Source organism: Lentibacillus amyloliquefaciens (assembly GCF_001307805.1).
In the GTDB taxonomy this organism is placed as follows: Bacteria; Bacillota; Bacilli; order Bacillales; family Amphibacillaceae; genus Lentibacillus; species Lentibacillus amyloliquefaciens.
In genome coordinates, this window is record NZ_CP013862.1 from 3246617 (window position 1) to 3259648 (window position 13032).

13 protein-coding genes are annotated in these 13032 nt (G+C 45.3%); 10 read left to right on the forward strand and 3 right to left on the reverse strand.

Annotated elements, in window-relative coordinates:
• Positions 1 to 277: 277 nt before the first annotated feature.
• The gene (locus AOX59_RS16235; RefSeq protein WP_068447028.1) at positions 278 to 1219 is read left to right on the forward strand and encodes a sugar-binding transcriptional regulator; all 942 of its coding nucleotides are present in this window, start codon (positions 278 to 280) and stop codon (positions 1217 to 1219) included.
• Positions 1220 to 1276: 57 nt separating this feature from the next.
• Here the strand turns inward: AOX59_RS16235 and AOX59_RS16240 are convergent, their stop codons facing one another.
• The 3 genes from AOX59_RS16240 to AOX59_RS19825 are packed head-to-tail and all read right to left on the reverse strand — an operon-like array spanning position 1277 to position 4011.
• Positions 1277 to 2335 carry a zinc-dependent alcohol dehydrogenase gene (locus AOX59_RS16240; RefSeq protein WP_068447030.1) on the reverse strand — a complete coding sequence of 353 codons (1059 nt, stop codon included), beginning with the start codon at positions 2333 to 2335 and terminating at the stop codon, positions 1277 to 1279.
• Between the two features lie 24 nt (positions 2336 to 2359).
• Positions 2360 to 3871, reverse strand: coding sequence for a glycerol-3-phosphate dehydrogenase/oxidase (locus tag AOX59_RS16245; RefSeq protein WP_068447031.1), 1512 nt, complete (start codon positions 3869 to 3871; stop codon positions 2360 to 2362).
• A 2-nt stretch (positions 3872 to 3873) separates the two neighbouring features.
• A complete protein-coding gene (locus AOX59_RS19825; protein WP_156418733.1) occupies positions 3874 to 4011 on the reverse strand; it encodes a hypothetical protein in 138 nt (45 codons plus the stop codon).
• Positions 4012 to 4219: 208 nt separating this feature from the next.
• Here AOX59_RS19825 and AOX59_RS16250 point away from each other — a divergent pair, with 208 nt between their 5' ends.
• The 9 genes from AOX59_RS16250 to AOX59_RS16290 all read left to right on the forward strand — a co-directional run bounded on the left by AOX59_RS16250 (position 4220) and on the right by AOX59_RS16290 (position 13023).
• Positions 4220 to 5176, forward strand: a complete 957-nt coding sequence (locus tag AOX59_RS16250; RefSeq protein ID WP_068447036.1) for a sugar-binding transcriptional regulator — start codon at positions 4220 to 4222, stop codon at positions 5174 to 5176.
• 106 nt (positions 5177 to 5282) lie between these two features.
• The gene (locus AOX59_RS16255) at positions 5283 to 5681 is read left to right on the forward strand and encodes a transcriptional regulator GutM (protein WP_068447040.1); all 399 of its coding nucleotides are present in this window, start codon (positions 5283 to 5285) and stop codon (positions 5679 to 5681) included.
• Positions 5669 to 6211, forward strand: a complete 543-nt coding sequence (srlA, locus tag AOX59_RS16260) for a PTS glucitol/sorbitol transporter subunit IIC (RefSeq protein WP_068447041.1) — start codon at positions 5669 to 5671, stop codon at positions 6209 to 6211. The genes AOX59_RS16255 and srlA overlap by 13 nt, the downstream gene beginning before the upstream one ends.
• Before the next feature lie 26 nt (positions 6212 to 6237).
• The gene (gene srlE, locus AOX59_RS16265) at positions 6238 to 7308 is read left to right on the forward strand and encodes a PTS glucitol/sorbitol transporter subunit IIB (RefSeq protein ID WP_068447043.1); all 1071 of its coding nucleotides are present in this window, start codon (positions 6238 to 6240) and stop codon (positions 7306 to 7308) included.
• 200 nt (positions 7309 to 7508) lie between these two features.
• Positions 7509 to 7874: a PTS glucitol/sorbitol transporter subunit IIA gene (locus AOX59_RS16270; protein ID WP_068447045.1), complete on the forward strand. Its 366-nt coding sequence runs from the start codon at positions 7509 to 7511 to the stop codon at positions 7872 to 7874.
• Between the two features lie 39 nt (positions 7875 to 7913).
• Positions 7914 to 9200: an NAD(P)H-dependent oxidoreductase gene (locus AOX59_RS16275; protein ID WP_068447048.1), complete on the forward strand. Its 1287-nt coding sequence runs from the start codon at positions 7914 to 7916 to the stop codon at positions 9198 to 9200.
• A 477-nt stretch (positions 9201 to 9677) separates the two neighbouring features.
• Positions 9678 to 10661 (forward strand): thiamine pyrophosphate-dependent dehydrogenase E1 component subunit alpha, encoded by a 984-nt coding sequence (locus AOX59_RS16280; RefSeq protein ID WP_269465213.1) that lies wholly within the window; start codon positions 9678 to 9680, stop codon positions 10659 to 10661.
• A gap of 12 nt (positions 10662 to 10673) precedes the next feature.
• A complete protein-coding gene (locus tag AOX59_RS16285; RefSeq protein WP_068447051.1) occupies positions 10674 to 11657 on the forward strand; it encodes an alpha-ketoacid dehydrogenase subunit beta in 984 nt (327 codons plus the stop codon).
• 13 nt (positions 11658 to 11670) lie between these two features.
• Entirely contained in the window at positions 11671 to 13023 is a 1353-nt protein-coding gene (locus tag AOX59_RS16290; protein ID WP_068447053.1) for a dihydrolipoamide acetyltransferase family protein, read from the forward strand.
• Positions 13024 to 13032: the final 9 nt, after the last annotated feature.

Sequence of the window (13032 nt, forward strand, 5' to 3'; positions counted from 1 at the left end):
CTCCGGGGTCTCATCCAGGCCTCTGCTCCCCAGGAGTCTCCGTATATTTCCTCCGCTAAAGTCGTCTATCGTTCATCTTTAGAACTGATCGATTTAGTTCTGTCCAAGACTCCCAGGACAATATAATTGCTGCATCAGCGTCCCGAGTGGGCGCTTTTTTTGTTGTTCAATTAAGCACTGTTGACGCAGGGAAGAATACACTTTATGATATATTACAAAAGTAACATTAAAAAACAAATGTAACATTCTAATAAAAATCAAAGAAAAGAGCGATCACATGTTAAGTTGGGAAGAACGCCGCCTAATGGTGAAAGTAGCTAAATTGTATTATTTTGAGGGGTGGACACAGGCGCAGATTGCTGCAAAGAATAATGTCTCAAGGCCTGTGATATCAAAACTCTTGAACAATGCCAAAAAAGAAGGTCTGGTGGAGATTTACATAAAAGATGAAACGGTTCATACCGTTGATCTTGAGCAAAAACTCGAGAAGATGTATGACCTCGATGAAGTGATTGTTGTCTCAACTGCCGGTTATGATCCAGTGATGGTGAAGCGGCAGCTCGGTAAAACGGCTGCGGCTTATGTGGGGAAAAAATTGCAAAACGTGAAAAGTGTCGGGATTTCCTGGGGGACAACACTTTTATCCCTCGTTGAAGAATATCCGTATGAACGACGGGATGATATTCAAATAGTTCCGATTGTGGGCGGAATGGGGACGAAGGATGTTCATATTCATTCAAATCAGCTTGCGTTTCATCTCGCCCAGAAGATGAACACGTCCTGTTCCTACCTTTATGCGCCGGCTATGGTTGAATCGGATGATTTAAAAGAAAGGCTCGTCAATTCCAAGGATATCGCCCACGTTCTTGATAAAGCGCGTAATGTGGATATGGCGTTAGTCAGTATTGGGACACCTTATAAAAGTTCTACCATGAAATCGATCGGCTATTTGGACGATGATGATATTAATTCGTTGAGCAAGGCAGGTGCTGTGGGTGATATCAGTTCACGGTTTTTTGACGCAGCCGGGGAGGAAATAGATCATCCCTTGAACAATCAAGTTATTGGGCTCAACTTAGAAGAAATCAAAAACATCCCGCAAGTCATCGGGGTTGTCGAAGGGTCGTACAAGCTGGATAGTATTGAAGCAGCTTTACGGGGCGGTTACCTGGATATACTCATTATTGATGATCAAACGGCTCAGGCTTTGATCCAATAATGACAACATACAAAAGAGCGAAAACGCTGGTAAAACCAGTGTTTTCGCCTATTATTTTTAAACAAGCTTTCGATCTCGCTCGCCTGGCTTCACGACACATTTCAGTCCTTCTTTGCTGAGTGCCGTTTGGAATGCTTTTTCCGTATCCTCTAATGTAAATGTATGCGTTATAAATGATGAAAAGTCAAGCAGACCTTCGTCAATCCATTTCACAGCTTCCATGTGAAGATACCGCGGTGCACCGTGCGTTCCGACCACTTTCAATTGTTTATATATAAAATGGTTGGTGTTAATTGGATTTTCAGTCACCGGTTTAATCCCGGCGAACAATAACACTTTACCGGTAGTGCGTGCGACTTCCAGCGATTCGCGCTGTGCATCCGCAGACGGGGCGGTGACGATAACGGTATCAGCTCCGAGTCTGTCTGTTGCCGCTTTTACTTTTTCTGTGGTATTTTCAGCCGATGGGTCAATCACCAAGTCAGCCCCGGCTTCTTTCGCTTTTTGCTGCCGGGTTTTAGAACGCTGGACAGCGATGACTTTGGCGGCTCCCATTCGTTTTAAAGCAGCGATGTACATGCAGCCGATAGCGCCTGCTCCGTAGACGACCACTGTTTCACCAGGCTTGGTGCCCACTTCATCCAACCCGCTGAGCACACAGGAAAAAGGTTCAGATAAACTGGCAAGCTCGTATGACGTTGCATCAGCAATTTTTTGAATTGATCCGTTCTGCACGAATTTTTTTGGAAGCACGACGTATTCTGCAAAACCGCCGTCTGCCTGATAACCCATTGAATGGCCTTTGATACAGTGATGGCCTTCGTTCTGCTGGCAATAAATACATTCGCCGCACGGGATATGCGCACCGAGTGTTACTCTGTCACCGGGCTTAAAACGCGTCACCCGCTCACCTGTTTCCACGACTTCTCCGGCAATCTCATGCCCAATAACACGCGGGTAATCAATCCGGTCATCGCCATGGTTGTAAACTCTCAAATCTGAGCCACACACACCGATGGCATGCACTTTTAATAAGATTTCATCCTGATTAATAGCCGGAACGTCACGTTTTTGTAGTTCCAATTGCTGTTTGCCGGTCAGGGCGATTGCTTGCATAGACTTTTTCCCCCTTAAGATCAATTATTCCTGCTGAAATGTTAATGCTTTCTCAATGAGATATTCCATATTGCCCACCTGCTTTTGCCTTGTTTCAAAGTCCCATTCGAGCGCTGACTGCATTTCATCGGCTGCCGTTTCCATTGTCCGCCTTACTTTATCAAGGTCGAATAATAGATAGCTTGTGCGCCGGTCATAAAAATCAGCAAGTGATGCAGCCATTTCATATTCAACAGCGTATCGTGCCTCGGCAGCTACATTGCGCTGTTCATCATCGTTGTACAGGTCATCGAAATCTTTAATTATTTTTAAAATTTTTTCTGTATTGCTTCCATACCGTGTTACATACGCTTGAATGATTTCTTTGGTCAGTCGCAAGTGACTGTATTGTTCATGCAGTTGATCAATCAGTGCTGTCATGTCTTTTTTGGATGTGAAATTGCCGCCCGAAAATTTCACACGGTCAGTATTTGAAGGCGTTGGTTTTTGTTTCTCGCGCTTCTCAATGTATTGCATGACGCGCTCAGCCATTTTGCGATAGCCGGTAAGTTTGCCCCCGGCAATCGTAATTAAACCGCTGTCGGATTCAAAAATCTCATCATGCCGTGATAGCTCGGATGGTTTATCCCCGTCTTTGCCAATCAATGGTCTGACACCTGCCCAGCTTGATGTGACATCATCGACGCCCAAGTCCAGCGATGGGAAAATGGCATGCAAACAGTCTAGCAAATAGTCTGCTTCTGCACGTTTGACATGAATATCATCCATATTGTCATGATAGAGTGATTCCGTTGAACCGACGAACGTCTTGTCACCTCTTGGAATGACAGCAATCATGCGCCCTTTATGCTGAAAGTAAGTGGATGAGGCGACAGGCAGCTTGTCATAATCGAAAACAATATGAATCCCTTTGGCGAGCACCATATATTTTCCGGTGACAGGCCGGTCTTTTTCGCGTACTTTATCAACCCATGGCCCAGCTGCGTTGACGACGTGTGTCGCCTGGATTGTGAATGATTGTTCGCCGATCCGATCGCGAGCAACGACACCTTTGATCCGGTTGTTTTCATCTTTTAATACATCGGTCATTTCTGCATAATTCAGAATCGAAGCGCCTTTTTCAGCAGCAGTTTTGGCTGCTTCCATCGTCAGCCGGCTGTCATCTGTCCGGTATTCAACATAGATGCCGCTTCCTTTGACTGTTTTTGGGTTAAATAATGGCTCCCGCTTTAATGTTTGCCGTTTTGTGTATAGTTTGTGGCGTTCGGGTTTTTCGACGCCTGCGAGCCGGTCATAAACCGTGAGGCCAGCTTTTAATGTCGCTAAGTTGTAGGATTCTTTTTTGACAATTGGAAAATTCATGTTAATCGGGTAGACAAGGTGACGTGCATTGTTATAAACAATTGCCCGTTCTTGACCCGTTTCTCGCACCACAGGGAAATCTAGTTTTTGAAGATATTTAAGCCCGCCGTGAATGAGCTTGCCGGAGCGGCTGCTCGTGCCGGATGCGAAGTCTTTTCGCTCAATTAAAGCCACATTCATCCCCGTGTTGCGGCATCGAGAGCGATTCCGCTTCCGGTAATGCCGCCCCCAATAACTAATACATCAAAGTGCTCCTTTTCCATTTCCGTTATGGCCGTACTTCGGATAGTAGAAGAAAATGTGCTGTTCCCCATTTTTACACCCCATCTGTTTTACTTTTTGTCTGAAGATGCCGGCTTGAGCCAGCAAAGAATTAGTAGTTTACAATTGTAATCTATCAAATCATTTGTAAAAGCTTGTAATTTTAGTATATTGCTTTTAAAATAGTAAGTCAATAAAGGGCTTACATATTAATAGTTTTGAAACATCAACAACGATTGGAAACGTCAGGGGGGAAAAGTAATGACAACCACGATAAAAGAACGCCAGCTCATGGAGAAAGTTTCTAAATTGTATTATCTCGAAGGTTGGACGCAAAACCAGATTTGCAAAAAGGTCGGCTTATCAAGACCGATTGTTTCCAAATTACTGAAACAAGCGCGCGAAAAAAATATCGTTGAAATCCATCTAAAAGATGAGACCGTTCATACTGTTGAATTGGAACGACTGCTCGAAAAACAATACGCGTTGACCGAGGCTATTGTTGTTTCAGATTCAGATGAATTTCCCGGTGCAACACGCAGAGCCGTGGGCGAAGCTGCATCAGCTTATTTAAGGAATAAGCTGCCGAACATTCAAACGCTCGGAGTATCATGGGGGAAAACGATACGAACGATGGTTGAAAGGTTTCAGGGCGTTGAACAGTCGCACGTCCACTTAGTTCCGTTAATCGGGGGAATGGGCCAAAGTCATGTTGAATACCATTCAAACCAGCTTGCATTTCAGCTTGCCCGAAAGCTTAATGCAAGTTCTTCTTATGTTTACGCCCCGGCTTTTGCAGATAATAAAGAAATGAAAGCACAGCTCATCAAATCTAAGGATGTTACAGCTATTATGAAGGAAGGGGAAAAAATTGATTTTGCCATTGTGGGGGTCGGAAGTGTCACGCGTGAGACAACGGGAATTGAAATGGGTTATATGAACGAAACCGACATCCAATCATTGGAAGCCTCGGGTGCGAAGGGTGATCTCAACTCATGGTTTTTTGATGATGATGGAAATGAAGTCAATCATTCTATCAACGACCGTATTATTGGTGCAAACCTTGATAGAATCAGGGAAATCCCTGAGGTGATGGCGCTTGCTGAAGGCGAACATAAAGTATCCAGTTTACATACCGCTTTGCGTGCAGGACTCGTCAATAGTTTAGTGACGGATGAACGGACTGCGGCAAGTCTAGTAAAAGGGTTCGGCGATTAGTCGCGAAATTTTTTGACGAATTTTGTTGACAAATACCTGAAAGCGTTTTATTATTAGGTTTACAAAAGTTACGATTAAAACATTTGTAAAAAGAGGTGACAATAACATGTGGGGTACATTTATTATTGTATTTGCTTCAATCTGGGGCCTGCAGTTTCTGTTGACACATTTTCAGGTGAAACACTATCAATCTGAAATTAAGAAACTGAGTAAACGTGACAGTGGCTATTTGGGAACCGGTTATTATAAAAAGCGGTTTGGAACCGGAGCAATTATGCTTCTGGTGTGTGATGAAGATGGGTGGATTACGGATGCGAAAGTGATGAAAGGGCTTACCGTTTTTGCCAGATTCAGAAATATGCAGAGGCTGATTGGCATGAAACTGGAAAATAGCAAATTGGCAGATTTTCTTCCAAAAAAGGAACAAATTGCCCTTACCAATGCGATTGACATGATAGAAAAAGAATTCAAAAAAAGAGAGGGGAATGAGGCATGGATTTCTTAGTCACTCTGGCTGAAGGCTTTATAGGCATGTTCCAGGAAGGCGGGGACACCTTTATCGGCCTCGTCACCGATATTATTCCATTACTGATTGCTTTGATCACAGCAGTTAACGCTGCAATTAAATTTGTTGGAGAAGAAAGGGTTTTCAACTTTGCCCAAAAATGTACAAAATATTTTTTCTTAAGATATACAATTTTCCCTTTCCTGGCCGTATTTTTCTTGACGAACCCAATGTGTTATACATTCGGCCGTTTCTTGCCGGAACACAAAAAGCCGGCTTTCTATGATTCAACGGTATCGTTTGTACACCCGGTTACAGGTCTTTTTCCGCATGCGAATCCGGCTGAACTATTCGTCTATACAGGTATAGCCGCCGGAATTACAGACCTTGGCCTTTCAACAGGACCATTGGCATTGAGGTTTTTGCTCGTCGGTATCGTTGTCATGTTACTGAGAGGTGTTGTAACCGAGTTTATTACAGTCCGAATGATTAAAAACAGGGAAAGTCAAGCTGAAAATTCCGCAGCGTAACGCAAGATCGATGAGGAGGTAAACACATGAGTGACTATAAAGCAGCAAAAGTTTCAAAAGGTGGCTCGGGCTGGGGCGGTCCATTAGTTATCCATCCTAAAGAAAGTCAAAAATATATCGTATCAGTAACCGGTGGCGGTATTCATCCGGTCGCCCAGGAGATAGCGGACAAAACAGGCGGTATTGCGATTGACGGATTTGAGAAATCAGTCGAAAAAGAAGAAATGGCCTGTGCTGTTATTAATTGCGGAGGCACCGCAAGAAGTGGTGTCTACCCAAAAATGGGTGTCCTGACGGTGAATGTATTCAGTAATTCACCATCAGGTCCACTGGCAAAATTTATAAAAGAAACAAATTTTGTATCTGGTGTTACAACGGACAATGTTGAATTAGCTGATGGCTCTGAAGGAGAGAATCAGCCGGATCAAACGGAAGATGATTCAGGCGAAGCAGAACAGGATGCAAAAGGGTCATTGCTGGATAAAGATGTTGCTAAAGAAACAAAAGAAGAAGCCAAGCAAAAAGTAGCAGCAAAAGAAGAAAGCAACGGCAAGAAAAAAAATCCTGTTATCCGACTTATTGAGTTCCTTGGTGATAAAGTCGGCTTTGTGGTCAGTACGTTTTTCCAGGCAGGCCGCGATACAATTGATACTGTTATCAAAAATATTTTACCATTTATGGCATTCGTCAGTGTGCTGATGGGGATTATTACTTATACAGGGATCGGTGACCTGATCGCGAACTGGGTATCGCCACTGGCTGGGTCACTTACAGGTATGCTGATTCTTTCACTGATTTGTTCAATTCCGGTCATTTCACCGTTACTTGCACCGGGGGCTGTTATTGCTCAGGTTGTTGGTGTTCTGCTTGGTACTGAAGTAGGAAGAGGAAATATCCCGCCACAGATGACATTGCCTGCACTATTTGCTATTAACCCGCAAGTCGGTACAGACTTTGTGCCGGTGGGATTGACACTTGGGGAAGCAAAGCCGGAAACAATCGAAGTAGGTGTGCCGGCGGTCCTTTTCTCAAGATTGGTGACTGGACCGCTCGCGGTTGTTATTGCTTACTTTGCAAGTTTCGGTCTTTATAGCTGAACAGAATCGGGGTGTTAGCATCCGTTAACTTCCACCCCAGCCTATTTGTTTGACCTCATGTTTAGAGGTGGGAGTTCTACGGGCGCTTGCGCCGGGATAAAATTGCCCTCTTTTAAAAGAGAGGGCAACACATTGCAACCAGTTTTACGTATGTTATAATATAGAACAAATGTAAAAACAACGAAAATGGAGGATTTCATATGTCAAATGCATATTACAGCGTTAACATCGTTGAAGTCGGAAGTGATGCGCCATTAATGACAGAAGAAGATATGGTCATTTTGTTTAATAATACAGTCCCGGCAGATTTAAAAAGCATTGCATTCGTGCATAACGGAGATACAATTTCTGAGGAAATAAAAGCAGGCGACAAGATGGTAGTCGATGGGGAAGCTTTTGACATCTTATTCGTTGGCGACAAAGTCAATGATACGATGCACGACTTAGGCCACGCGACATTCCATTTTAACGGGGAGAACCATTCAGATCTGCCTGGAACAGTTTGTCTCGAGGCAAAACCAATCCCCGAAATCAGTGCCGATTCTGTTATTACATTTACAAGATAAAGTTAAGCTGGGACAAAATTACACGAGGAGTGAGTCATCATGTTGGGTATTAATCGTAAACTAGCAAACTTTGAAAAATCAGATTCATACATTAAGGTCGGCCTTGTTGGGGCGGGACAGATGGGAAGAGGGATGATTTCCCAGATTGAGAGCATGAAAGGCATGCGTGTAGTCATTACAGCTGATTTAGCTATCGAGAATGTCAAAAACGCTTATGAAAATGCGGGAATTGACGCAGCAAATATTGTGGAAACCGATGAATTGGAAAAAGCACATGCGGCAGTCAGTCAGGATAAGGTCATTGCAACGAAAGACAGTAAACTAGTTACAGCCCTTTCAGAAGTAGATGTTGTGGTTGATGCAACCGGTGTACCGAATATCGGTGCTGAAATTGCATGGGACAGCATTTTGAATAACAAACATATTGTCATGCTGAATGTGGAAGCCGATGTTACGGTCGGCCCGTTATTGAAGAAAATGGCTGATTCCAGCGGCGTTGTCTATACAGGGTCTGCAGGGGATGAACCCGGGGCCATCATGGAGTTATATGACTTTGCCGATGCTATGGGCTTTGAAATTGTTGCATTAGGAAAAGGCAAAAACAATCCATTGAATCTGGAATCCAACCCCGATGTCACTGCAGAAGAAGCGGAGCAAAAAGGATCGAGTCCGAAAATGCTGGCATCATTCCAGGATGGCACGAAAACAATGGTTGAAATGAACTGTGTTGCGAATGCGACCGGGTTTGCACCTGATCAGCCGGGCATGCACGGTTTTGAAGGTAAAGTGGCTGATCTTCCAGGCATCTTTATTGAAAAAGACAAAGGTGGAGAATTGAACGGCCGTCAAGTCGTTGATTTTGTTAACGGAATCGCACCTGGTGTCTTTGCGATTATTGCTTCTGATAAAGCAGAAGTAAACGCAGAAATGAAATATTTGAAGATGGGTGACGGACCAAACTATGTGCTTTACCGCCCATATCATCTGACAAGCCTGGAAACACCACTATCCATTGCCAAAGCTTATTTTGATAAAGAACCGACCATTGCGCCGCACTATGGCTTGCAGGGTGAAACAGTCGCAGTTGCTAAGAAAGATTTGGCTGAAGGCGACTATCTGGATGGGATTGGCGGCTATTCAGTCTACGGTAAATTGTATAAAGTTGAGGAAGCCAAGGCGGAAAACGCTATGCCTGTCGGACTGGTGGATGGCAACGTGAAATTAACAAAAGCCGTTAAAAAAGGCGACGTTATCACTTATGACGCTGTCGAACAGACTAAAGAGTCAACCATCTGGAAACTGCGTGCGCTTCAGGATAAACAGTAATAACTGAACAGCGGTCTTTGCCAGGTGAGTTCTTTCTTGGAGGTTTGTTTTTACTGAGACAAAATGGCAGGATTGATTTCCTCTCCGGGCAGTCGCGCGCCTTAGGGCAACGCTTTAACTTCCTCGGAAGCAAAGGCATAGGTGAGACCCCCAATGCGCTAGCATGCAGGGGATCACCAGCCGCCCGCGAAAAGCGACGAGCAAAACATCCACCGAGTTTAGCTGCGAGTTGCGAGGAGTGCGGCTCCACCGATTTTGCTTGCAATACGACGAGCACCCAAGTATATTTCCGGAGCGGTGTCATAGCAAGTAGCCGTAATACACATCGACTGTAAGCTATAAAATCTACAAAAATAGCCCTTTTGAAAATCAGGCGGGCAGGCAATTTAATTTGACCCGACTGTGGAATCGTTTTATAATATAATTACAAAAGTAACAATAAAGAACAAATGTAAAGAAGGAGTGGGCATAATGGAATTGACAAAAGATGTGACGCTCGTCCCTGATGTCAGTCAGGATAAATTGGTAGATTTGTATAAACAAATGTGGGTTATCCGGTTCTTTGATGAAAAAGTGGATGAGTTTTTCGCCAAAGGTATGATCCACGGCACGACCCACTTGGCGGTTGGCCAGGAAGCAAGTGCTGCGGGAGCTTGTGCGCTGCTCGACAATGAGGATAAGATTACCAGTACACACCGCGGGCATGGGCATTGTATCGCTAAAGGTGCAACCCCTGACAAAATGATGGCGGAATTGTTCGGCCGTACCACGGGATACTGCAAAGGCAAAGGCGGATCGATGCACATTGCCGACATTGATATCGGCAACCTTGGTGCAAATGGCATCGTAGCAGGCGGCATTCCGCTTGCGGTGGGTTCAGCGCTGACTGCAAAAATGAAAAAGCATGACTATGTAACAGTTTGCTTTTTCGGCGATGGTGCAACAAACGAAGGAAGTTTTCATGAAGCGGTAAACCTGGCTTCAATCTGGGATCTGCCCGTTATTTTTGTATGTGAAAATAACTTGTATGGCATGTCCGGGAATGTAAATGAAATGACAAATGTCAAAAACATTGCTGACCGTGCTGCAGCATATGGCATCCAGGGTGCTGTAGCTGATGGCAACGACATTGTCGACATGATGAATAAAACAAATGATGCAGTTGACCGTGCACGCAATGGAGAGGGACCGTCATTGATCGAAGCGAAAACCTACCGCTGGAAAGGTCACTCGAAAAGTGATGCGAAGAAGTACCGCACACGTGAAGAAGAAAACGAATGGAAAGCAAAAGATCCAATCAAACGATTCAGAGAAGTGCTTATAGAAGCTGATATCTTAACGGAAGAAAAGGCAGAAGAAATCCGTAAAGCTGCTAAAAAAGAAATTGAAGATGCGGTTGAATTTGCTGAAAACAGTCCAATGCCGACTGAAGATGACTTACTGACGGATGTTTACGCATAGGAGGGAACCATGATGAGAGAGATTACCTATTCAGAAGCAGTACGCGAAGCATTGAGCCAGGAAATGCGCAAAAATGATGATGTTTTTATTTTAGGGGAAGATATCGGTGTTTATGGTGGTGCGTTCGGTGTGACACGCGGCATGATTGAGGAATTCGGTCCCGACCGCATCCGCAACACCCCAATCAGTGAATCCGGTATCGCCGGGGCGGCGGTCGGATCGGCACTGACAGGTATGCGCCCAATTGCTGAACTGCAGTTTTCCGATTTCATTACGATTGCTCTGGATCAGATGGCCAACCAGGCAGCTAAAATTCGTTATATGTACGGCGGAAAAGGCAAGGTGCCGATGGTTTTACGAACACCAAGTGGTTCCGGTACAGGTGCCGCTGCCCAGCATTCTCAAAGTCTTGAAGCATGGGTGGCGCATGTTCCCGGTCTAAAGGTAGTTCAGCCATCGACAGGCTATGATGCTAAAGGACTTTTGAAAGCAGCCATTGATGATGACAACCCGGTCATTTTTTACGAGCACAAAACGCTTTATGGCACGAAATCCGATGTGCCTGAAGAGCAATACAGCATTCCGCTCGGACAAGCTGACATCAAACGTGAAGGAACAGATGTTACGATTGTTGCCTATGCCGTCATGGTGCCGCGTGCACTAGAAGCAGCTAAGGAACTGGAGAAAGAAGGCATCAGTGTTGAAGTGGTCGACCCGCGTACTTTGGTGCCGCTTGACAAAGAAACAATCGTGAAATCCGTTTCCAAAACCGGACGGGTTGTAGTTGCGCATGAAGCGGTCAAACGCGGCGGCTACGGCGGTGAAATCGCCAGCATGATTGCAGAAAGTGATGCATTTGACTTCCTAGATGCACCAATCAAACGACTGGGTGGTGCTGAATCGCCAATTCCTTACAATCCTGAATTGGAAAAAGCCCATGTACCGCAAGTACCCGATATGATTAAAGCCGTAAAAGAAACGCTGAATAAAGCGTAAGGGGGGTTCTGAAATGGCTAAAGAAGTATTTATGCCGAAACTCAGCAGTACCATGGACGAGGGTACTTTGCTGGAATGGTTTAAAGAAGAAGGCGACCCGGTAGAAGTCGGGGAACCGATATTTGAAATCATGACCGACAAAATCAACATTGAAGTTGAATCCTATGAAGAAGGCGTTCTGCTGAAACGTAATTATGACGTTGATGCTGAAATCCCTGTCAACGCCGTCATTGGCTATGTCGGCGAAGAAGGCGAAGACGTGCCTGAGAATCCTCCTGAAGCTGGAGCGAATGACAGTAAAGGTGCTCAAGCAGGATCTGGTGAGGATGCTGGTCAAACCGGCGCACCAGCGGCTGAAGAGAGAGGCTCTGACGACGTTCAGGATGACACAGAAGGCGAAAAAGTGCGTGCAACCCCTGCAGCCAGACGTGTTGCCCGCGAAGAAAATGTTAACCTTGCCTCTGTTCAGGGCTCCGGGCCAAAAGGACGCCGCCATGAACAGGATATGAAAGATGCACTCGACAGCACGAAAGCCACACCGCTTGCCGGTAAAATTGCCGGTGACCAGGGCGTTGATCTCGCAGAAGTTGAAGGTTCAGGTGCTCATGGCAAAGTGCGCAAAGATGACGTATTGCAGCACACAACACCAGCGGCCGCACAAAGCGCACCGGATGAAGATGCCGAGCGCATTAAGCTGAAAGGTCTGCGTAAAGCTGTTGCCGATAAAATGGTTCAAAGTACCAGCGAGATTCCGCATGTCACATTGACGAGCGACGTCGACATGACGCATGTCATCGATGTGCGCAAGACACTGCTTCCGATTATCGAAAAGCAAACCGGCTACAGAGTTTCGTATACTGAAATTTTGATAAAGGCTGTATCACAGCTCATGGACGCACACCCACGGGTTAACGCGTCACTTGAAGGCAACGAGATTGTGCTTAACAAATCTGTTAATATCGGACTCGCTGTTGCGGTTGAAGATGGCTTAATCGTGCCATCTGTTAAAGATGCGGATAAGAAAGGGCTCGCCCAATTGACCAAAGTAAGCAAAACGCTTGGTCAAAAGGCACGCGATAACAAACTGACACCTGACGAAATGACCGGCAACACATTCTCCATCAGCAACCTGGGCATGTATGCGATTGACAGTTTCACACCGATTATTAACCCGCCGGAAACAGCCATTCTCGGGGTCGGCCGCATTGTCGAAAAACCGGTTGTTATCGACGGTGAAATCGAAGTCCGGCCAATGATGGCACTCAGCCTGTCATTCGACCACCGGGCAATCGATGGTGCTCCGGCGGCAGCATTCCTGACCGACTTGAAAGAGCGGCTGGAAAATCCATACGGCCTGTTGATATAAGGGGTGAAC